This window comes from Blastopirellula marina DSM 3645 (genome assembly GCF_000153105.1).
Lineage (GTDB): Bacteria > Planctomycetota > Planctomycetia > Pirellulales > Pirellulaceae > Blastopirellula > Blastopirellula marina.
The window spans coordinates 1,983,325-2,006,092 of the sequence record NZ_CH672376.1 but is presented as its reverse complement, the minus strand read 5'-3'; the positions used below and the strand labels follow the sequence as shown (position 1 = coordinate 2,006,092).

16 protein-coding genes are annotated in these 22,768 nt (G+C 57.1%); 7 read left to right on the top strand and 9 right to left on the bottom strand.

The window, feature by feature from the left end:
• Nucleotides 1-77 precede the first annotated feature (77 nt).
• Nucleotides 78-482, bottom strand: a complete 405-nt coding sequence (locus DSM3645_RS10050; RefSeq protein WP_002652029.1) for a TraR/DksA family transcriptional regulator — start codon at nt 480-482, stop codon at nt 78-80.
• 562 nt (nt 483-1,044) lie between these two features.
• Between DSM3645_RS10050 and DSM3645_RS10045 the strand changes: the two genes are divergently transcribed.
• The 4 genes from DSM3645_RS10045 (at nt 1,045) to DSM3645_RS30215 (ending at nt 5,666) form a co-directional block, all read left to right on the top strand.
• A complete protein-coding gene (locus DSM3645_RS10045; RefSeq protein ID WP_002652028.1) occupies nt 1,045-2,676 on the top strand; it encodes an FHA domain-containing protein in 1,632 nt (543 codons plus the stop codon).
• 200 nt (nt 2,677-2,876) lie between these two features.
• Nucleotides 2,877-3,467 carry a hypothetical protein gene (locus DSM3645_RS10040; RefSeq protein ID WP_040351753.1) on the top strand — a complete coding sequence of 197 codons (591 nt, stop codon included), beginning with the start codon at nt 2,877-2,879 and terminating at the stop codon, nt 3,465-3,467.
• Between the two features lie 96 nt (nt 3,468-3,563).
• Nucleotides 3,564-4,871, top strand: coding sequence for a lactate racemase domain-containing protein (locus tag DSM3645_RS10035; protein ID WP_002652026.1), 1,308 nt, complete (start codon nt 3,564-3,566; stop codon nt 4,869-4,871).
• A gap of 69 nt (nt 4,872-4,940) precedes the next feature.
• The gene (locus tag DSM3645_RS30215; protein ID WP_131282400.1) at nt 4,941-5,666 is read left to right on the top strand and encodes a hypothetical protein; all 726 of its coding nucleotides are present in this window, start codon (nt 4,941-4,943) and stop codon (nt 5,664-5,666) included.
• 120 nt (nt 5,667-5,786) lie between these two features.
• On the opposite strand, the gene DSM3645_RS10020 is transcribed toward DSM3645_RS30215, so the two are convergent.
• Together DSM3645_RS10020 and DSM3645_RS10015 are read right to left on the bottom strand one after the other, a co-directional pair.
• Entirely contained in the window at nt 5,787-6,650 is an 864-nt protein-coding gene (locus DSM3645_RS10020) for a universal stress protein (RefSeq protein ID WP_040351750.1), read from the bottom strand.
• Between the two features lie 286 nt (nt 6,651-6,936).
• Nucleotides 6,937-11,340, bottom strand: a complete 4,404-nt coding sequence (locus tag DSM3645_RS10015) for a DEAD/DEAH box helicase (protein WP_002652023.1) — start codon at nt 11,338-11,340, stop codon at nt 6,937-6,939.
• 162 nt (nt 11,341-11,502) lie between these two features.
• Here DSM3645_RS10015 and DSM3645_RS10010 point away from each other — a divergent pair, with 162 nt between their 5' ends.
• A complete protein-coding gene (locus DSM3645_RS10010; protein ID WP_002652022.1) occupies nt 11,503-12,933 on the top strand; it encodes a PQQ-binding-like beta-propeller repeat protein in 1,431 nt (476 codons plus the stop codon).
• A gap of 79 nt (nt 12,934-13,012) precedes the next feature.
• Here DSM3645_RS10010 and DSM3645_RS28025 read toward each other — a convergent pair whose 3' ends face one another.
• The 3 genes from DSM3645_RS28025 to DSM3645_RS09995 all read right to left on the bottom strand — a co-directional run bounded on the left by DSM3645_RS28025 (nt 13,013) and on the right by DSM3645_RS09995 (nt 15,286).
• The gene (locus DSM3645_RS28025; protein WP_002652021.1) at nt 13,013-13,414 is read right to left on the bottom strand and encodes a hypothetical protein; all 402 of its coding nucleotides are present in this window, start codon (nt 13,412-13,414) and stop codon (nt 13,013-13,015) included.
• A gap of 14 nt (nt 13,415-13,428) precedes the next feature.
• A complete protein-coding gene (locus DSM3645_RS10000) occupies nt 13,429-14,367 on the bottom strand; it encodes a DUF1559 domain-containing protein (RefSeq protein ID WP_002652020.1) in 939 nt (312 codons plus the stop codon).
• A 271-nt stretch (nt 14,368-14,638) separates the two neighbouring features.
• Nucleotides 14,639-15,286 carry a 3-keto-disaccharide hydrolase gene (locus DSM3645_RS09995; protein WP_002652019.1) on the bottom strand — a complete coding sequence of 216 codons (648 nt, stop codon included), beginning with the start codon at nt 15,284-15,286 and terminating at the stop codon, nt 14,639-14,641.
• Nucleotides 15,287-15,991: 705 nt separating this feature from the next.
• Here DSM3645_RS09995 and DSM3645_RS09990 point away from each other — a divergent pair.
• The gene (locus DSM3645_RS09990) at nt 15,992-16,945 is read left to right on the top strand and encodes a DUF1559 domain-containing protein (protein ID WP_040351749.1); all 954 of its coding nucleotides are present in this window, start codon (nt 15,992-15,994) and stop codon (nt 16,943-16,945) included.
• 114 nt (nt 16,946-17,059) lie between these two features.
• A complete protein-coding gene (locus tag DSM3645_RS09985; RefSeq protein WP_002652017.1) occupies nt 17,060-17,476 on the top strand; it encodes a hypothetical protein in 417 nt (138 codons plus the stop codon).
• 174 nt (nt 17,477-17,650) lie between these two features.
• Here the strand turns inward: DSM3645_RS09985 and DSM3645_RS09980 are convergent, their stop codons facing one another.
• The 3 genes from DSM3645_RS09980 to DSM3645_RS09965 form a co-directional block, all read right to left on the bottom strand.
• Entirely contained in the window at nt 17,651-19,636 is a 1,986-nt protein-coding gene (locus DSM3645_RS09980; RefSeq protein ID WP_002652016.1) for a hybrid sensor histidine kinase/response regulator, read from the bottom strand.
• A gap of 202 nt (nt 19,637-19,838) precedes the next feature.
• A complete protein-coding gene (locus DSM3645_RS28020; protein ID WP_002652015.1) occupies nt 19,839-21,806 on the bottom strand; it encodes a chloride channel protein in 1,968 nt (655 codons plus the stop codon).
• A gap of 181 nt (nt 21,807-21,987) precedes the next feature.
• A complete protein-coding gene (locus tag DSM3645_RS09965) occupies nt 21,988-22,551 on the bottom strand; it encodes a hypothetical protein (RefSeq protein ID WP_002652014.1) in 564 nt (187 codons plus the stop codon).
• Between the last annotated feature and the right edge of the window lie 217 nt (nt 22,552-22,768).

Here is a 22,768-nt window from a genome sequence, read left to right as displayed (position 1 = left end):
TCAGCGCATAGAAAAAGGCGGCCTGCTACGAGAGCTTACCGCCTTGATTGTCTGGGTCGGAAAATCGTTGCGATCGTTTAGATCGAAACTTGATCTTCCGAGTTTTGACGCCAGCTGACTCCATCTTCACCCAACTCTTCCAACTCGCGTTGGCACTTGATGCAGAGGGTCGCGTACGGCAGCGCTTGCAGTCGAGCGGTCGGGATCTTGCAAGTGCAGCCTTCGCATTCGCCAAACGAACCGCCCCGAATTCGCTCGAGGGCCTTGTCGATTTGAGCCAATTCGCGGCTTTCTACTTCCGCAAGTTGCGAGCTCAACTCGTCTTGAGCGCTGTCGAGAGCGAAATCGACCACGTCGCCAGCCGTCTGCTCAAGCTCTTTCAACATGCTCAAGTCGCCTGCGAGGGCCTTGCGGAGCGCATCACGGCGCTTCAACAAGATCTCCTTGGTCTTATCAATGAAGTCCGTTCGAGATTTACCCATGGTGGTCACCTTCTTATGGCGGAAACCGGCTATGTTATCGACGTGAAGACGTCTTCGCTACTAGTTTCCGAATTTTGGACTTTGCCCGTTCTCATTATTTCGGCATGAATCACACAGTTGCGTTCACCATCCTGCCGAGGGGGCCGGTTCGGCGATTTCATGCGTAACGAAAATATAGTACCGGTTTCGGACAGGGGAAGTCGGCAAACGCCATTTTCTTCCCGGTCTTGGCCGAAACTGGGCGAACCATCCTAAATTACGCGGCAGAAAAGGGTTCGGTTCATTCATTCCCGTTGATTTCTCCGAGAAATTTTGCTTACGAATCTCTCCGATTTTTTTCCAGGACACTTTCGCCGCAGTGTGTAACCGTAATCGTCCAAACGGTGAAAGCGATTCGAGCAGTTTTTTGGAATTCCCCCCGTTTTCTTGGTCTATTTCCCCTTTCTCTCACGGGGCGATTCTTTGACCAGTGCGTCGCCGTGGGCTATATCCCCTTATCGCTGCTTGATTTACTTCCGAATGCACTCTGTTTTCCAAGCCTTTCTGCAAGCTAGGCGCCGCTATGGTCACTCAAGTCGATCCCTTCCATTCTCCCCTGCTAGGCAAGCCGCTCAGCCCGCTCGTCCTGCGCGTCGAGGGTACCGAACGAGATGGACAGATCGTGCGACTCGAGCGCGCCAAGTGCGTGATCGGTTCAGCCGCTAGCTGCACGCTGCGATTGGCCGCTGCCGGAGTCCGACCGCGACATTGCGTTATCTGGCGCGGTTCGGCCGGCATGATCCTGCAACGGGTCGAAGCCGATGTCCTGGTCAATGGTCAAAGCGTGTGCGAAGCGGCGCTGGTCGCTGGCGACTTGATCACCGTAGGCGCAGTCACTTTCCGCATCGATCCCGATTCGGCGCAGGTCGATTCACTGGCAAGTCAGCGACACCTCCAGACGCTCGAGCGACGGTTGGGCGAAATTCGGGGACGCAACCGGCGTCGGATGCATCGACTTGTCGATCTGGTTCGCCAATCGACTTCCCCAGCGAACCCCGTCGCTCCGCAGCCGACAGCTCCGCCAGAAGATACCGCGGCTGTCGAGCGATTGGCCGAGACCGAGCGTTTGTTGGAAGAGATGCAACAACAGCGCGATGCGAACGAAACGAAAATCAATGAGCTCCAGCAACAGCTGGAAAAATTAGAACAAGACTATTGCGAACTGGACGCCGCCGGCAGTTCCGCTGCGCCTGAAGTGACCGAAGCCCAGGATAAAGCGCATCGAGATGCGGCCGACGCCAACGAGCGTCTGCAAGTACTCTCGCGCGGCTGGTCGCAACGAGAAGCGGAATTGATCCAACGCATTGAAGAGTTGGAGAACATGTCGCACCAACTCGGCGCGTCCCCGGCTCACTTCGCACTCACCGAAACAGAGCAAGCGGCGGATACCGTCGATGCGGAAGACGAACCGCAAGAGTACGCGCCCGAGCCGGCCGCTCCGCAAGCCAGCGCCGCCGATGTGCTCGCCAAGTTTGGTTTCAATCCCGACGCCGACGACGACGAGGAAGAAGAGTACGACGAACCTTCGCCCCCGGTGATGGCGGTCAGCGACGATGAACCAGCCGAGAATTCCGCGGATGCGGATGATGTTTCGATCGAAGAATACATGTCCAGCCTCATGAACCGCGTTCGTGGTCGTGAGGGGACGAGCACCAATCCTTCACCGTCCCAACAGGCCGCGGCGCCAAAACCTCCAGAGCCGCCCCAACCGGAAAAGGACCAAACGCCGTTCAATCCCGGCGAATTTGTTCCTTCGCGTAAAGCGCCGGAGCAAACCTCCGACCTACGCGCACTCCGCGATTTGGCGAATCAATCGGCCCGCTCGGCGATCGACAGCCATACGGTGAAACGCTGGAACAATATGTATGTCACCAAGGTGATCGTTTCGTTCGTCGCGCTGACGACGGCGATCTGCCTGCTGGTCGAAACCAAAAGTTTCGTCTCGCTGCAGTTCCTGGGAGCTGCGATCGGAATCATCATCTCGATCTTCTGGGGCTTCCAGGCAGCAATCGTCTACAACCAAGTCCGCACGGCGCGCAAGTTAGCCGATGGACAGGAAATCAAGATCCTGGACGAATCGTTGATGGGATTCGATTCGCCAGAAATCGGGCACGACGACGTGGACGACGCTCCCCAATCGACCGAAGCCGAATAGCAACCGAAACATTCGACAAACAGGCCGCCTCTGACGATGCGGCCTGTTCTATTTCTTGGCGGATCGCCGAGAAGGAAGCGGGAAACTGCGCCGTTTGCTTGCCCTGGGTCCCGAAGAAGTCTTAAAATGAATCGCGAGAGCTGGGTCTTGCTCCAGCCTATACGCCAGAGAAGTTCTTCTTCGACGGACGGAGTCGATCGATGCGCACTCTCCTTTTTCTGTCGCTATTATTGGGACCGCTGCTTCCCAGCATCCTGGCGGCGCAAGTTCTCCAGTTACCAGAGTGGCGTACCTACTCCAATAGTTCGTCCTATTTGATCCCCGATCGCGGCGCCGTCTACGGCGGAGGCGTCCTGCGTCGCGCCGAAACAAGCAGCGAGGGCGGAACTCCTTTTCTCCCCAGCAATCGCAGCGCGGCGGTCCGCACCGGCGCGACCAGCACTAGCGCGTCGGCGTGGATCCACCGGCCGCCAGACTGGGCGCTTCCCCACGCACAGCAGCAGCCTGCCGGCGACGACAAGTCTTTACGGATGATCGGAGCCGCCGATGTAAACCAGGCGGCGCCCGGTAGTCTGGCGGCGATCCGCCGGCAACTTTCGGCCGCCGACGCAGCCGCCAATCAAAAAGCGGTCAGGTATGCCGACATGGCCGAAGATTGCATCCAACAAGGGAAAACAAACATCGCCAAGCTCTTTCTGCAATCCGCAATTTCGACGGCACGGGGAGACTATCAGGCCCGATTGAAACAACGCTTGGTCCAAATCAGCGAGACTTCGACCGCCAAACGATAACAATCTCTGCATCCCCGCTAATCTTTGCAAATCCAGCTTGCTACAATCGTCTGCTGCTGAACCTCCCACCGACGATTCCTTCTGAAAGCGACCGCAATGCCCTGGATTAGCGAACAGGCCGACAGTATCTCTTGGGACCGCATCGAAGCGATCCTGCAACAAACCGTGGCCGAAGCTCGTCAGCGGATTTGCGCCACTCCAAGGCGCGTGTTGTTGCTGCCGCCCGACATCACGCGGATGCACTCCGGCTCAGGGCAAATCACCGAGATGCTCTACAACATGCTCGCCGACGAAGCGGACGTGCATGTCATTCCGACGCTGGGCCAGCACGTTCCGCATACGCCGGAAGAAAACGTGACGATGTTCGGGTCGATTCCGGAAGAGAAAATTCACCCGCACGATTGGCGCGGCGGCTGCGTGCAGGTCGGCGAGATCTCGGCCGAGGAAGTTTCGGCTGCGTGCGGGGGGATCGCCGATTGGCCGATTCCGATCACGCTGAACCGGATGCTGATGGAAGAGCCGTGGGACCTGATCATCAACATCGGGCACGTCGTTCCGCACGAAGTGCTTGGTTTCGCCAACCACAACAAGAACTACTTCATCGGTCTCGGCGGCAAAGACCTGATCTGCGCCGCGCACCTGATGGCGGCTCGCTGCGGGATCGAAAACAATCTCGGCAATCTGATCACGCCGGTCCGGCATTGTTTTAACCTGGCCGAAGAGCGTTACCTGAGCAAGCTGCCCGACTTGTACGTGCAGATTGTTATGGCGCGTAACGACAATGACCAATTGGTCCACACCGGCGTCTACGTCGGTGATGATCTCGACACTTACCTCGACGCCGCCAAACAATCCCGCGAGCAAAACATCACCGTCTTTGACAAGCCAATCCAAAAGATGGTCTGCGTAATGCAGGGAGACGAGTTCTTCAGCACGTGGGTCGCCAACAAAGCGGTCTATCGCACGCGCATGGTGATGGCCGACGGCGGCGAATTATTAATTTTGGCGCCGGGTCTGAAACGCTTTGGCGAACAAGACGACGTCGACGCGCTGATTCGCAAGTATGGCTACTGCGGCACCGAGAAAGTGATGGCCGATTATCAAACCTGCGAAGACCTGCAAGAGCTCGCCCACGGCGCCGCCCACTTGATGCACGGCTCTTCCGAAGGCCGCTTCAAAATCACCTACGCACCGGGGCATCTCGGCAAAGAAGAAATGGAATCGGTCCACTTCGGCTACGCCGACCTGAACGAAATGATGGAACGTTACCAACCAGGCACGCGTCGCGAAGGTTGGAACAAAACCGACGACGGCGAAGAGTTTTACTTTATCCCGACACCGTCGGCCGGACTGTGGTCGACGCGTGAGCGACTCTATGATCGTGCGACTGGGTTTAATCAATAGCGAGTTCGCCCAGCTTCCATTCCGACTTCAACCAACGCCTTTTGCCGATTTTGGCAAAAGGCGTTTTGCGTGGGGGTTGAAGAAAGGTCAGAATACAGGCGTCGCTACGCAACTTCTTTCACTACCAAAACTCGGTGTGGATCACCCATGGAAACATTGACAAACTCCGCCTCAGACCCATCTCGATTGGTCTGGGAGCCGCTGCCCAGAAGTAAGTGCCCCCGACTGGCGTCGACTGGGGCAGCCGCCTCAGATTTCCTGAAGGTCATCCTCTTCTTCGGTGGTCTTGCTCTTTCCGTTATCTTATGTGTCATTGTTTTCGGTCGCCCTGCCCCGCTCTTTAAAGACCCGATCTGGTGGGTTTGCGCCGTGGTGCTGAGCATTGGACCGTTCTTGTTATTTGAATGGCAGCTCACGCGGCGTCACAACCGCAAACAGCTTTCGATCGACCAAAATCAAATCTGCTTTGGCGGCTCCTGCGTCCCACTAGCGGAGCTGAAAAGCATCTCGTCTGGACAATTCAAGGTGGTGATGGAGCGATTCTTTCCTTCCTTAGAAAAAGCGGCAGTCATGGTGAATCGCCCCGTTGGCGGAGCGGCGACGCTCCGCGCAGCAACCGACGCCAGGCAAAAATTGCGAGATCATAGCTTGACGATCACCAAGCAAGACGGAAAGCAAGTTCCCTGGATCGGTGCGTTGGCTTTCTTTGAATCGTCGGATCTGGAAGCGTTTTTTGCGACGCTGCGGCAGCGAAAGCCAGAACTGGAAATTGAACTCCCGCCAATCGCAGAGTGATCTTCCGGCGCAGCGGCGTTCATGAGCCTGGCCGCAATCATTGTCATGCAAGGCAACGGCACACGCGCCAATCGCGTCGTCTCTCTAAAGACGACGCGATTGCGAACGTCCGTCGCCAAGCTATTTATAAAGAAACAGCAACGACTCCGAATTTTCGAGCATCCTGTTGGTCGAAGAGCCGAACAGCGCTTCGCGAAATCCGCCGCTGCCATAGGCGCCCATCACGACGGTTCTTGGCGCGATCTCAGCGATCGTTTCGGACAGATGCGTCACCACTTTGCTGGTCAACTGCACCGGATGCAACGTCGCTTGGACTTGATGGTACTGCAGTAACACGGCCGCTTCTTCGCAATGCTTTTGCGCGATCGCCAAGTCGCGGTCGACGCTGACGACGTGAACCTGGGTTTCGGGGCGACGCAGTTTGAGCAACGTCCACATGTGCAGCGCGTGCGACGACGGAATGCTGCCGTCGTAAGTAATCACGACCACGTCTTGCTCGGGGGGCGATTTTGGCATCACCACGACCGGACGCGCATTATCGAGCAACAACCGTCGGACGGTTTCGCTGATCGTCTTGTGCGTCTCGTAGTGAAAGTTGGTGTCTTGGCCGATCATGATCAAATCATGCGTGCGCGAGACGGCTTCGATTTGCTCATACGGCAAACCTTCGCTGCGAACCGCCGTATGCGGAACGCCAGCGGCGGCGCAATCGGCTTCGAACTTGGCCAAAATCACTTCGGCCTCGGCGTTCGCTTTCGCCAACAGCACTTCGTCGCGATCTTTCTTGTAAGTCACGGCCCCCAACGGAACCGCCATCGGACCGCAAATGTTGGGCGTATCGACAACGGCGACGCCGGTCAGATGAATCGCGACGTTCGACATGTCTTCTCGCTGACTATGGTCGCGACAAAACCGAATCGTCAGTTGAAGAGCGGCTTGACTCGCTTCGCTGGCGTCCAAGGCCAGTAGCACGCTGCGGATCATCGAATCATTCCTTTCTAGCCCTGGCCGCCGCCGCGCCATACTGGCGACGTTGTTTCCTGTTCGGCCCACGAGCAACTAATGAATACCGCGAAAATATACCACAGCGTTACGCCGAAACAGGGTTCACGAACATGCTTCTTGCCGGGTAACGGCGGCACATTCGGACGATTGCTCCGAACCGGTGCAATCGGTCCTACTTTCGCTCTATTTTATCGTGATCGACGGTGGGGGAGAACCAACCTTCCGAAGCAAGCGACTTACCTAAAGGAATTAACATATTTCTCGCCTAGCCGGCGGTCGTCCGGCGACGCGGCATGCCGAGCGGGATTTCTCGCGGTGGAACGCGGCGACCGGCATGCAGGGCGCGCGTCATCTCGTGAACTTCTTCGGGCGCGACATCGATATGAAAATCAATTTTTCCGGATCGCTTGGATGCGACAATTTGTCCGTTGCGAATCACGAGCGAGTTACCCGAAATTGCCGGAATTCTCCCCCCGGCGGTCACTACGCCAAACAGATTGACCGGGTCGGCCGCGCTGATCGCGATCCAGTCATCGACGCTCTCATCGTTCCGTAGTTTTCGCAACGCATAGATCGTCGCTTCGGTCGCGTACTGTTCGCCGGCGACATCGGCGATAAACCGACCGCCCCGAATTTCGCCGCGACGCTCCATCCGCCGAAAACAAGCGACCAACCGCCACCAGGGAGGCGCGGTCGACTCACGCGTCAACACGTCACGAAATACGACGCCGTAACGTGACAACAACAACCAACACCAGTTTTGCGCGTGCTCGTCGCTCGAGAGCGTTTCGACGATGCCCGGAAAAAGCGACCAGCGCCCGGTCCGCGTCGGCGCGCCGCGACGTTTGGCTTTCCGCTTTTTCAGCACGTCGTCCACCATCTCACGCACGCCGACCAACGAATCGCACGTAATCAACCCGAGCGCCGCGAGTTCGCGCAGCGCTTCTTCCAAATGGGTCGGCAGCAACTTCGTCAGGATCCGCAAATCTTGATCAAAGAGCGCTCCCCGCTGCTTAAGCGAATCGAGCACGTCGGTCGCATTGCCGCGGGCCAGCGCTTCGGCCGGCGCATGATCGGTCGGCAACAGCCAGCCTAGATTGGCCCGCAGCGCGATCGTCATCGGCAAGCTCTTGCGGAGCGATGCCATGCTCTTTTGCTCTTCGCCGTTGGGAAGCGGAGGTCGCAGTCGTCCCCAGGTCGCTTCGCCCGATGCGAGCAGTTCGTCCAGACATTGACCGTCGTAGTCGTCCATTCGCCCGCTTAGCAGACTACGCTCCCAACTGCCGGCGGCCGACTGAAAGCCTTGCAGTTGTTCCAGCGATTTGCGCAGCGCCCGGGGCCCGCTGTTCTTGATCTTGCGCAACAGATCATGATGCCGCACCAAGAATCGCAGATAGGTCTCCGGCGACGCCGGCCGGATCTGTTCGCGCAGCCCCGAAATCGTCAAACGATGAATCCGCGCGAGCAAGCGACGATCGCACCACTGCGTCGTCTCCTGCGTTTGCTGCGGATTGTCATAGAACTGGCCGCGCAGAACCGTTCCTTCCGCTTCGAGCGCCTCGCAGGCGGCGAACACGCTGGACGCCGGAAGATCGAGCTGGCTGCTCAATTCTTCGGCGCTGAACGGCCCCAAGTAAGGAACCTGCCCACGGATCACTTCGACCCGAGCCGTGTGGGATTCGATCTCACGCTGCAGCGACGCGGGAACCTCAATCGCCGGTTGAGAGACGCCGGCAGGCCAAACCGCCTGAGCGATCGGCAGGTTCTCGAGCGCTACCCACAACGGTTCGCCGCCGGGTCGCGTGTAGCGAACCGCCCTCCCCTGCTCTGCTAAGCGAGTGAAATGAGGGCTCCAGTCGCTAGCCAGCGTTTGGGGCAATACGATCATCGAAGCGAGAACGTCGTGCAGTTCGTCCGCGTCCCGAACCACCGGCCAGGCTTCTTGCCGGACGGTCGAAATCGCTTCGTATGACAGCTTGCCCAGCTCTTTCATTTCGCTGGTCGAGAGGGTTCGCCGCGTTGCGACAGCTCGTGTGCGGCGTTCTTCGAGCGGCGCCGGATCGAGGAACGCATACGGGTTGGCGTTGATCCGCTCATGCGCAAACGGCGACGGCTCGCGCGTGTCGCGCGGCACAAACTCGACGCGCCCTTCCTGCACGTCGATCAGCATCTGCTTCCAACGATCAAGATCCATCGCTTCGGTCATGCAGTCATGTAAGGTCTGCTGCACGATCGGGTGATCTGGATACTCGATGTCGGCGCCATGATTCTCGAGACAACCAACCTGATCCGGAAAAGCGGCCGCCAACATGTCATCAGCCCGAAACCGCAACATGTGCGGGGGTACTTTTTTGCCGCCCGAAAAACGGAGCAGCGCCAGCGCCCGCGTGACGTTCCAGCGCCAGCGAACGCCGAACATCGGCACGGCCAACAGCGCTTGCTCGAGCAGTTTGGGTCCCGACTCGATCGTCAACATGCGGAACATGTCTTCCAGCGGAAAACTATGCTGCGGCCCTAGCGACAAGACAATGCCGTCATCATCAGCGCTCGCTTGCAGTTCAAAGTCAAACGAACGACAGAAACGCTTACGAAACGCAAGTCCCCACGCGCGATTGATCCGTGTCCCCAGCGGCGAATGGACGACCAACTGCATCGCGCCCGACTCGTCAAAGAATCGCTCGAACACAATCTGCCGCTGCGTCGGCACCATGCCGATCGCCGACTGCTGGGCGGCGACGTAGCGCACCGCCTGCATTGCGGCGAAGCGGGATGCCAAACATTCGCTCTCGACCCACGCGACGGTTTCGGCGTCGAGTTGGTCGAATGAATTTTCGAGCACTCCAACGGACAGCGCCGGCAGCTGAATTTTCTCGCGACTTCGATCTCGATCGGCGGCGATAATCCGCTGCGCCATCTCTTCGCGCAGCAGCGAGATCTCGCTCGACAGTTCGACGGTGCGTCCCGGCGATTCGCCAAACCAAAACGGAATACTGGGGGGCTGTCCTTGGGCGTCGTTGACGACCACTTCGCCGTTGCGAACGTAGGCGATTCGCCAAGACGTATTGCCCAGCAAGAAGACGTCGCCGGCCAAACTTTCGATCGCAAAGTCTTCATCGACCGAGCCGACGAAAACTTTTTCGCCTTCGGTCACCACACGATACTGGGCCGTGTCAGGAATCGCGCCGCCGCTGGTGCAAGCCGCGATCCGAGCGCCGCGGCGCGCTTTGAGCATCCCGTTGATCGGATCACGATGCAGGTAAGCGCCATTTTTGATCGAGCGCGTCAGGCCGCGATTGAGGATCTCCAACACGCTGTCGTATTCTTTCCGCTGCAAGTTGCGATACGGATAGGCGCGGCGAAAAAGATGGAACAATTCGGTTTCGTCCCGATCTTCGGCGGCGACTTCGGCGACAATTTGTTGCGCCAGAATGTCGAGCGGCTTTTCGGGGATCTCGATCTTGTCGAGCACCCCTTTGCCGATCGCGCGCATCAAGGCGCAGCACTCGATCAGCTCGTCGCGGGTCAGCGGCATCAACCGCCCTTTGGGGGTCGCACGTAGCGAGTGTCCCGAGCGTCCGACGCGCTGCAGAAAATTGGCGATCGAGCGGGACGAGCCGATTTGTACGACTAGGTCGATATAGCCGATGTCGATACCCATCTCGAGCGACGCGGTGGCGACAATCGCTTTCAGCTGACCTGCTTTCAGACGCTGCTCGGCCGAGTGGCGAATATCTTTCGATAAGCTGCCGTGATGCGACGTGATCACTTCTTCGCCCAACGCTTCGGTCAATCGATGGGCGACGCGTTCGGCCATGCGGCGCGTATTGACAAAGACCAGCGTACTGCGATGCGATTGGATCAGCTCGATCAGTTGCTCGTAGACCTCGGCCCATTGCTCGTTCGAGCAAACCGCTTCAAGCGGCGTCGGCGGGACGACCACTTGCAGGTCCAAGTCGCGACGATGCCCCGCGTCGACGATCTCGCAACGGGTCGCTTCGCTCTCCTCTGCATGGGGAGCACCGACTAAAAACGCGGCGATCTCTTCGATCGGTTTTTGCGTCGCCGATAGTCCAATCCGGACCGGTCGCTCATGGCAAACCGCGTTGAGCCGCTCCAGCGTCAGCGTGAGATGAGATCCCCGTTTGTCACGGGCCAGCGCATGGATTTCGTCAACGATGACCGTATCGACATGCTGCAGCGTCTGCCGTGCTTTGGGAGCGGTCAGAATCAGATACAGCGACTCCGGCGTCGTCACCAAAATGTGGGGAGGACGGCGAACCATCTTCTGTCGCTCGCTGGACGGCGTATCACCGGTCCGAACCGCGGTACGAATCTGCGGAGGCAAAATGCCGCGACGCTCAGCCAGATTGCAGATCTCTTCTAGCGGCGTGTCAAGATTGCGCTGAATATCGTTCGACAGCGCTTTGAGCGGCGACACATAGACCACATAGGTCGCATCTCTCAGACTGCCGGCCATCCATCGCCGGAACAACCGATCGAGACAAACCATGAACGCCGCCAACGTCTTACCAGAACCAGTCGGCGCAGCAATCAGCGTATTTCGACGTCCAGCGATCGAAGGCCAACCTTGAGCTTGGGCATCGGTCGGCTCGCCGAATTTCGTCTGAAACCACTCGCGAACAATCGGATGAAATTGGTCGAGGATCATGATGATTCATCATACCCAACTGTACAGGCGTGCATAGGCGCGAAACCGACACATCGGCCTGGATGAATTCGTCGTTTTGTGAGCCTGCCAACGGCCCTCAGCGTCGACAGCGGGGTAAGATCAGGGTCGCTGTCTGCACTTATCTCAGCCCAGAGGTTCGCTATGTCCCGCAACTTGCTCTACTTCCTTGTTGCCGCCCTGCTTTTGGCGGGCGATATTGCTATGGCTGCCGAAGATTGGCCCCAGTGGCGCGGTCCGAACGCCGATGGAGTCGCCACAGGCTCACCGCCGACCGAATGGTCCAGCGACAAAAATATTGTCTGGAAGGTCGACGTGCCGGGTCGCGGCAGCTCGACCCCCATCATCTGGGGCGACAAACTCTTTTTGCTCACTTCGATTGAAACCGACAAGCCTGGCGATAAAGAGGCCGAAGCAGAGCAGACCGTCGAAGCCGAACCAACGCCGCGCCCCGAGCGTCCCGCAGGCGAGCGACCGCGCGGCCGCGGTGGTTTTGGCCCCGGCGGCCCGGGCGGACCCGGTGGATTTGGTCGCGGCGGCGGACGCGGCGGTTTCGGCGGAGGGGGCGCTCCTTCCAAACTGCATCAATTTGTCGTGCTGTGCATCGATCGCAACACCGGTAAAACGCTCTGGCGGCAAGTTGCCTGCGAAGCGGTTCCGCACGAAGGGGGACATGCGACCAACACGTTCGCTTCGTCCTCGCCGGTGACCGACGGCAAACGGCTATACGTTTCGTTCGGTTCGTTCGGCATTTACGCCTACACGCTGGACGGCGACTTGGTGTGGAAAAAAGATCTCGGCAAGATGCAAACCCGGAATGGTTTCGGCGAAGGCGCGTCGCCGGTATTAGCCGACGACGAGCTGATCATCAATTGGGATCACGAAGGAGAATCGTTCATCACCGCACTGAGCGCCGTCGATGGCGAAACCTTGTGGAAAAAAGAACGAGATGAGCCGACCAGTTGGAACACGCCGCTGGTGACCGAACTGGATGGCCGCAAGCAAGTGATCGTGAACGGCACCAATCGTTCGCGCAGCTACGACCTCAAGACCGGCGAGCTCATTTGGGAATGCGGCGGCCAGGTGACCAACGCGATTCCGTCGCCGATTCGGCACAATGATCTAGTTTACTGCATGACCGGCTATCGAGGCTACGCTTTGTATGCGATCCCGCTCCGCTCGCACGGCGACATCACCGATACCGACAAGGTCGCCTGGTCGCGCGACGACGGCACGCCGTACATCGCTTCTCCGATCTTGTGCGACGGCTTGCTGTTCATCACCAAGGGACGCAACGCGGTTCTTAGCTGCGTGGACGCCGACACCGGCGAAACCTACTTCGAGAACGAACGTCTCGATGGACTAGATACGCTCTATGCTTCCCCGGTCGCGGTCGGCGGCAACCTTTACTTCTTCGCCCGCAACGGCGCCGCGATGGTGGTCAAGTGCGACAAAAAATTTGAGGTCGTCGCCGAGAACAAATTGGACGACGAGTTCGACGCGTCGCCGGCGATCATCGGCGACAAGATGTATGTCCGCGGCGAGAAATCGCTCTACTGTATCGGCGCGAAGTAACGCATCCGCTTCGTTGCGAATCGCAAAAAGGCCGCGAGCTTGCTCGCGGCCTTTTTTTGTTCAGCGATGGAATTCAGATCTATTTTCGCGGCACGTTAAAATCGTACTCCGTGTCTTCCTTCGGCAGGTCGATCGTCTCCAAATGCGGAGAGAAGATCGTCACTCCGCTATAGCTCTCGGAATTTGTTTTACCGTCGTAACCCGTGATCCGCACATTATGCGGGCCGCCGACCACGCCGCGATCACTCGGCGTTTCGTAGCGTCCGTCCTGGATCTTAGCGATCGTACCGGGGCCGGTATTTCCCTGCTTTGAATCAGGCGAGAACTCCACTTCACCAAGCGGGATCGGCTGACCGCCAAAGGTAGCGGCGCCCGATACCTGGTATCGGGGCGGTCCATCTTGCCGACTGCAGCCCACCAATGCGATCACGGCGAGAACAGCGGCGCCCACGACGCAGGGAAAGTTGATTTTGGATTTCATGGCTCACGTCTCCCTTAGTTCGCGTTGAATCCGGAGACCGGCAAACCATCGTTACGAATCGCCAACTGACGATACATATCGACATCCATCGTTTCGGTAAAGAACTGCACCGAAGCGTCGCTCATCAACATCTCGCAACCGCCGGGATGATAACTGCCAAAGCCGCGCGACTGCGTGCTATGCGACGCCTCCGTCAGCGAATTGATCGAAGCGATGGCGCTGGCGAGCGTTCCTCCCATGCACCACAGGTTCGTCGAATTCGCGCTGCTCGCCCAGCCAAAGTTTTTACCGTCCGCTCGATTGTGCGTCTGATACTTGCTTTCGCCGACAATGATCACATTGGTCGAGCCGTCAACTGCGCTGTTGAAACCGACACGAGAATTGATGTAGAGCATGCCATCGGTATCCAAGCCCCGGTTGGCGTCGCTGGAGCCATGACATTGGAAATCAGGACCGCCCCCTTGAACCCCCATATAGCACAACAGGTTGGGCTGGATCTCGGTGCGCGGATCGGATGGACACTGGAAGATCTTCAACACTTTCAGCCAGGCGGCTTGATTCGTTGCGCTGCCGAGGCCATCAATGGGATTCATCGTGAACTTCTCTTTAAAGTTCATCGAATCGTGCAGCGCCGACTGTTCGATAAACGGCAACATCAGCGCCGTCCAAGGAGCGAACTGAGTGTTTTCGCCGCCGCTCGACCAGCACGTGCCGCTCGACGCCGGCGTTCCTCGATTGCTGATAAAGCCAGAAGGGAAGCTGCCAAACGTATCGTGATAATTGTGCAGCCCCAACCCAATATTCTTCAGATTGTTACTGCAGCTCATCCGCCGAGCTGCTTCGCGTGCTTGCTGGACGGCAGGCAACAACAATGCAATCAAGACTCCAATGATCGCGATTACGACCAGGAGCTCAACCAACGTAAACCCTTCCCGTTTTTTGCTATATTTCATGCAACACCATTATGTACGAGATGACTCCGCAATGCCCAAGCTAGGGCGCAAATAGACATTTTACCAAGAATACGCCCCATTCGAAAGCTCAACCGCACTTGGGATCGAACGATTCGCCACCAAAGCGACGACAAGCGTTTCCTAGGCAGGAGCCCAACCAAGCGCAAATCCATCCCAAGCCCCATAAAGCCGTGAGACACCGCTTCAAGGGAAATGAATTCACCGCCGACAGAGAGATCGGCATCCGATCGCGAGGCAACATTTTAGCGCGCTATTTCAGCCGCTTCAGCTCCAAGTTCCGCAGCGCCGCCGACGTGTTCCAGGTTGCGATCCCCAGCGGACGCATCGGCTCTTGCTCCCACCAGATGCTGAACTTCGCGTCGGCGATCTTTACGTTGAAGATTGAATCCCCGTCGATCCAAGCGGTGACGCTCTCTGGCGTCACGCGCAATCGAATCTTGTACCACTGATCGTTTTTGAACTCTTGATAACCGGTCGCGCCATTCTCGACGGCGCTCAGATCATCAACATTCGACAACCCGGTCACTCCGCCCCCCCAACCGCCGATCAACATCGTGCAGTACTCGTCGTTGATCGGAAAAGTGAGCCCGCAGAAAAAATCAGAACCGTCCGTCCGCTTCGCTTCGAGCGAGATCTCGTAGTTCATTCGCGGCGGTTGGTCAGCGCGGAAGATGCCGGTGCTCGAGTCTCCTTTCACGAGAAGAATCTCTCCGCCTTTAACGGTCACCGCGCCATGCTGGTCAAAGGCGCCCTTCTCGGCAATTTTCCAGCCGGCCAACGACTTACCGTCAAACAGTTTCTCGGCAGTTGGTTCTTTGGCTTTTGGCTCTTCGGCGTGCAAAGCCAATCCGGAGAGAAGACAACAGATTGCCGTCATCGCAACACAGCGATTGAGCATTACAAATTCTCCAAGAGCGAAGGAAAAAATTACCATAACTTTAGGATATCAGCCGGTGGAGCGCGTTCCTAGGCAATCAGCAACTAGTTTGTTTTCCCTTCGCAACGTGACGAATCAATCTGCATTTCACAGGGAGATCGAGCGTTCGAATGCACGTTTCATGCAATTAGGCAAAAAGGAGCATGAATATTTCACGGCCCTCTCAAAAGTTCATCCCATTTTTTCATTCAATTTGCATAAGAGATCGCAAATCACATCACCGGAAACAACGAAAAGAATTCAAATCGGTTCACAAAAAGCAGGAGTTTTCTTTCTCCTTTCCAGCCAATTCTGGGGGGAAAACTAACTGCTTTAATCCACAATGCCGCAAACAAAAAACACGCAAAATCGAGATAAAGATAGACAGGCACAAATTGCCGCAATTTAAGCAGGCACGCTCTCGACATCGCATTCCCTTATTTCTAGTATTAAGGGGCAATCATCGCGGTTGCCGCTCTAAATAATGACTTTTCCTTTTTGATTTCTTGCGACAAGTCTTCGACATTTTCAATCACTGATTCTCAAATTGTCGGATCTGCATCACACGGAATACGCTCCAGAAACTACGGGAACCCTGGTTCGCAAACCTAACAATCCTGCCATATCGGCGAAACGATATTTTTTGTGTCCTCAATTGCAGCGTTGGAGAAAAACTTGAAAGCCACCATGCCTCGAGAACGACAGACGAGCGGTTTTACTCTTGTGGAGCTTTTGGTGGTGATCGCCATCATCGGCGTTTTGATCGCCCTGTTGCTGCCTGCAGTTCAGCAGGCACGTGAGGCCGCACGCCGCATGCAGTGCACCAACAACTTAAAACAGTGGACTCTGGCGACCCATATGTTTGCCGACACCTATCGCGACTGGTTTCCGCTCGGCGGCATGAACGGTACGGATAATCCCACCAAAGTCCAGAACGGCCGATCGTATCATCGAGTTACCTGGGCGGTTCAGTTGTGGCCCTACATCGAGCAAACGGCGCTGTATGACCAATACGACTTCAACGAACATTTTCACAACGGCCCTAATCCGGCGACGTTAAGAGTTGCCGTGGACGGGTACTACTGCCCTTCTGATAAAGTCGGAGCAATTCAAGATCAGGGCGACGCCAACTGGCGCGTGCTAGGCAATTACACCGCGAATATGGGCAATGCGCACTTGCATCACACCGGAGCGGATGCGGCCGCCTATCTCGGTTCCCCCTTTCGCATCCGTCACGTTTCTCGCCTCAGCGAAGTGACTGACGGTACGTCCAACACCGCTTGTTTCTCGGAATTGATCATCGCCTCGCCGGACGCAACCGATGACAGTCGCGGCGACTTTTTGAACAACGAGGGAAGCCCCGGCTTCATGTCGTTGTTGACGCCGAACGCTTCCAGTCCGGACCAATGCATTCAATGCAAGGATTCGGCGGAAGATGCAAACAACGTCGACTTCCGTCGAATACCCTGTTCTTCAGTGGGCCAACCCCATGAAATGCAAATGGCCGCGCGTAGCCAACATCCCGGCGGCGTCATGGTGAGCATGTGCGACGGATCGGTGCGGTTTGTTTCCGAAACGATTAGTCAAGGGAATTGGGAAGCGACGTTGTCGACCTATGGCGGCGAGGTTATTTCGGAATAATCGCCGATTCGTCCCGCAAGAATGTTGCTAGCCGTTCGGCTTTCGAGACGCCGAACGGCTCGCCATGACTTCCTCATCTCTTCCCAATATTTGCTTTTGCAAGCGAGATTCCCTATGCGTTACTACTCCATTGTCGCTCTGCTGGGACTAGTCGCCCTGACAGGGTGCGGCGCCGATACAAAATCGGGCGAAGTCAAAGTGCAAGGAACGGTATCGATCGATGGACAACCGGTCCCCACTGGCTCTATCTCCTTTGTGGCTGTCGACAAGTCGACTCCTACTGGCGGCGGCGTCATCAAAGAGGGTAATTTCACCGGCTATACCATGCAGGGCGAAAAGAAAGTGCTGATTGTCGGCAACAAGATTGTTGGCCAGGTAAAGCTGTATGACACGCCTGACAGCGGCATGCGCGACAAATACGAAAGCATCGTTCCGCCTGTTTACAATGCGGTCCAATTGACGCCGCTCACCGTAACCATCGATGGACCGAGAGATGACCTGAGCTTTGAACTAGACAGCAAAGCGAAGTAAATTACTCTGGTCCCTCCGCAGTAAATCACGGCGCCTTCGCATCGGGACGCGCCTTTCGATCTTCCCCCCCGCTGGGCCCGAATGCTTTTGGAGATTTCCGCCGCTTTGTTTTTTCTGGGGGGAAAATCGAATCGCAAACAGAGCGGCGCTCACTCGTCCAGCAAACTACGACGCTTAATCGTTCGCCGCCGCGTTAGAGCTGAGGTTCAACTCGTTTCGCAGGCCGCGTCCTTCTTCGATCCACGATCGACAGATCGCGATAAAACGACTGCGTTCGACCGGCTTGGCGATGTAGTCGTTACAGCCGGCGTCCAGGCATTTGGCGCGATCATCGGCCATCGCATGCGCCGTTAACGCGACGATCGGTTTGCGATATCCGGCCAATCGCAAGACGCGCGTCGCTTCGTAACCGTCCATGACCGGCATCTGCATGTCCATCAAGATCAGATCAAACCCGCCGCCGTCGACGGCCGCTTGCTCCAGCGCGACTTCCATCGCTTGGCGGCCATTCTCGACCACCGTTACTTTGGCGCCGGCGGTGCGCAGCAACAGGTCATATAGACGCTGGTTGTCTGGACCATCTTCGGCCAGCAACACGCGTCCGCTGAGCCGCTTCGCGGGGAGCTTCTCTTCCTTGGATTTACCCTGTCGCCGCTTGTCAGACGCAGTTCGTTCGATCGGCAGGCGCACCGTAAACTGCGATCCGGCGCCGGCCTGACTGCGTACAGAGATATCGCCACCCAACATCTGGGACAGCTTTTGACAGATCGCCAACCCCAGACCAGCGCCATCATGCCGGCGCGTGGAGGAGTTGTCAGCCTGACGAAATGGTTGATAGATCGAGCTGAGCATTTCCGCCGGGATGCCGCAGCCGGTATCGCGAACGTTCAGCTCCAAGTTTCCGTCGGCCACGCGAACCGCGACTCCGATTTCACCGGCGTCGGTAAACTTCACGGCATTCGTCACCAATCGCCACAAAATCTGACGTACGCAAACCGGATCAGTGATGATCATTTCTGGAATCTGGTCCGAAACGTCCACCACAAATCGCAGTCCCTTGTCATCGGCCAACTCGCGAAACGATTCAAACGTACTCTTTAAAAATTCGTAAGCAGGAGTCGGCATCGCGCTCACTTCCAGCTTGCCCGATTCGATCCGCGAGAACTCTAAAATATCGCCGATCAATTCCAGCAAATGCTGGCCATTGCGGCGGATCGTATCGACCGCTTCCAACGACTCGGATGTGACGGCATGATCTTCCATGATTTCGGAGTAACCCAAAATCGCCGCCAGCGGCGTACGCAGTTCATGGCTCATATTCGTCAAAAATTCAGACTTCACGCGAACGGCCGATTCGGCGGCGCGTTTCGCACGTTGCAAAGCGAACTCAGCCTCTTTACGCGCGGAAATGTCGGTCGATGCGCCCAGGATCTGTTTACGGTCCGCGTCATTTTCGGCCACGCAACCGCTGGAGAGATACCAACGGTAACCGTCGTCGCCGCGGCGAATGCGATGCTCGACGACAAAGCGATCCGAACGCCCTGAAAAATGAGCGTCGGCCGCGTCGAGTGTCGCGTGCCGATCATCGGGATGAATTCGTTCGATCCATTGCGCTAGATCGCTCGGCAGATCGTCATGCGCAATACTCAACATGTCTTGAAAATGGTCGGCCAGATAAAAGAAATTACAGGGGCGGTCCCAACGCCAGAGGCCGACATTTCCTTCGGCGACCGCAACGCGATACCAACGCTCGCGATGTCGCAACTTATCAGCGGTCATACGCCGCTCGACGCATCGCATCACCGTCCGTTCGATCGCTGCGGCGGAAAGATGCGAAGTCGGCGCAAATTCATCGGCGCCGCTCGACCATGCATCCAGTTCGACTTCGCCAGACTTTTCGTCACCGACGACGATGACGACCGCTTGAGGAAGACGTTGCCGGACGCGGCGAAGCTCCGACATTTCTTCGCGCAGCGGATGCGTGCGATCGATCAAGAACAAACAGATTTCGACCGGCTGATCGCCGATAATCGATTTTGCATCGGCAACAGCGTGGAATCGCCATTCTACCGATTGGCTGCTACTTAGCTCACTTGATACCGCCGCAATCAAATCAGGATTGCGACACACAATGAGCGTTGTGAATCGTTCGCTTTTCATGTTCTGCCCCTGGGACGATCGCTGCTACGATCTAACCCGATGAGCAGGGAAAATCCCCCGCCTGGAGAGACACTAGGTCAAAAAACGTTACACGGGGGGAGTTAAGCCGCAAAGTCAACCCGTTTCGCGCTCATTATCCGAGAATTGCCGCTGGGGTCGTAACGACTATGCGGTTAGCGAACGGCGGAGCCACGACGCCGCTCTAGTGGCGCGAAAGCATCGCTTCGCGATAGCGGCTCATGACGTCGGCTCGCAGCAGCAAACCGATCAACTGCCGCCGCCCCCCTTCCCCGATCTCGACCGGCAACGTGTCGACGTCGCGCGATCCGAAATCGCGCAGCGCCTCAAGCAGGTTCTCCTCGGGCGAGACCGAGATCGGCATCATCAGCGCAATATCGTCTGCATTCACCAAATAGGGAGAGACGTCAGTATCCATCACGCGATGCAAGTCTTCGGGACGAATGATTCCGATCAATCGATTGTCGTCATCCATGACCGGGAGACTTTCAATGTGCGGATTTTGCCGCGCCACCTTGATGATCTGCACCAGGTTGTCCGTATTTTTCACGGTCGGAAAGCGGCGGATCATCACGTCCCGCACTTTGATATGCTCGGCGCCATGCAAGTCATGGCTGCGCGCGATCGACTCGCCGCTGCGCGCCAGCCGTTTCGAGTAAATATTTTCCGGATCGCTAAACCAGGCGACCACGCTCGAGATACAAGCGGCGCCCATGATCGGCAAAATAATGTGATAGTCGCCGGTTAACTCGTAGACAATCAAAATCGCGCTGAGCACTCCATGCGTTGTGCCGGCGACCACGGCGCCCATGCCGACCAGCGCATATGCGCCGGGGCTGGCGCACATGTCGGGCGCAATTAAATTGCAGACGATTCCGTAGGCGCCGCCCAGCGTCGCTCCCAAGAAAAGGGAAGGCGCGAAGATGCCGCCGGCCCCGCCGCCGCCCAGCGTCAAACTTGTGCAGATCGGCTTCAGCAGGATTAGGGGAACCAGCCACCAGAGATGCGCGATCATCTCTTCTCGACTAAGCGGCACCACCTTCGTGCTGGCGATGTCAACGTTTTGACGACGAACCGGCATCGGCTTGTCCGCATTCTGAAGATGCAGCGAGTGCTCGACCGTGTCGTAGCCGACGCCGTAGAGCGCCGGTCCGCGGGGATGATGCCCTTCTTGGCTCATTTCTTCGGCCAGCGAATCCGACTCGTTCGCCGATTCTTCGGCGGAGATCGTCGGCGGCGCGGGATAAACGACAAAGTAACCGGCGCCGAGAACGCCGACCAACGTGCCGCAGGCCAGCGCCCTTATCCACCACTTGGGCGTCCAGGCTTTCGCGACGTCTTCGGTCCAATACAACAGCCGCACAAAGGCGATCGAAGCGAATCCGCAGATAATGCCCAGCAAAAAGTAAGACGGCAGTTCGACCCAATTGCCGGCATATTCGTGGGAAATTTGGGGAAAGGCGACATTCACGCCGTGTTCGCCCACTTGCTTTTGCACCACCGCGGCAAGCACCGCAGCGATCACGATCGGGGTCAGGCTCTCGACCGCGAAACTGCCGAGGATGATTTCGCACGAGAAAATCACGCCGGCGATCGGCGCATTAAACGCGGCGCTAATGCCGGCCGCGGCGCCAGCTGCGACCAACGTCCGCAGATTGCGTGACGACAAGCGAAAAAACTGACCAGCGGCGCTGGCGATCGACGAACCGATCAGCACCATCGGACCTTCGGGTCCCACCGAACCGCCGACGCCGATGCAGACGGCCGACGAAAAGACCTTGGCCAACGACCAGAAGGGGCGAATCACGCCATCCTTTCGCGCGACCGATTTGATCACTTCCGGAACGGCTTGACCTTCGAGCCGAAAATAGCGCGTAAACCAGGCGACAAACAGAATTCCCAGCGCCGGCGACGCCGCAAGAGCGACGTAACCCCAGATGGTGAACTCGCTCCACGCGACGAAACGCAAGACCGTCAGTTCACGAATGATCTCAAACAGATAGGCGAATAAGACCGAGCCATAGCCGGTGAGCACGCCGGCGATCGCCGCCAACACAATCGTCAACGGCGCTGCGGGGATCGTTCCGCGCCGAAGGCGTTGGAAGATCCAGCCGAACGCCTCTGGATAGATCTTTTTAATCCGGTCGTGCATGGACGGACTGGTGGAGGTTTACGGCAAAGAGTTCTAGCCTAGCACGGAAAAATCCCTCGTAAAGGGCGTTCAGATGGACCACAAGTTCAAAAAAAGAACCGCGAAACAGTTTGTTCCGCGGCTCTTTGATTTGAAACTCAATCGCCTTGAATCTAATTTCCAGGCGTTTGACGTGGGAGATTTACTCCAAGATTTTCTTCGAGTCCGAGACGATCGTCGAGATCTGCTCTTTCGAAGGGTTCGTCGCATACGCGTGATTTACTTTCACGCCCTCGGCATTCCACATCATGACGCTGACCTTGGCGTCTTTCGAGACGTTGTAAGGGCTCGGACCCTTGCTGTCTTTGAACACGGTCAGCGGGGTCTCTTCGATCTTGTTGGCGGCGGCGACCTTTTCTAGTTCGCTCTTGCAATCGGCCGGAGCGTCGCTCAGCAGAACCACAAAGGCCGACAGCTTTTGATCGGAGTTCTTGGCGACCGCTTCGTCGATCTGCTTCACCAGATTTTGGACGCTGTCGTCCATTTCACGGGCGAAAATCGCGATCGTCGGGCGTCCGCCGTAACGGCAGCGATAGCAAAGGGTCTCTCCCTTGGCCGGGCCGGTGACGTCTTCGACATAGAACGCAGCCGGTTGAGCGCCCATATCAAGGCCCGACTTTACTTCCGCCGCTTCCGCGGCCATCAGATTGTGAGCCGACAGGCCCAAGCAGAGAGCCAACGCGAGTCCAAATACGAGCTTCTTCATGCGGTTACTCCAGTAACGGGGGATCAACAAAAGGAAGGAGGGAATCAAAAGATTCACCCCAGCGGTGAGTCGGTGGGAAACAGCGTCGTTTACGTCGGCCTTGAGGAGGCCGCTCTCTACGAAACGCTGCGATAGACCTATTGTGGCGGGAAGTCGGGGACAAATCCGTGAATTTTCCTACATCGAGAAAACTTTACCAAGATCGTTGGCCGATTCC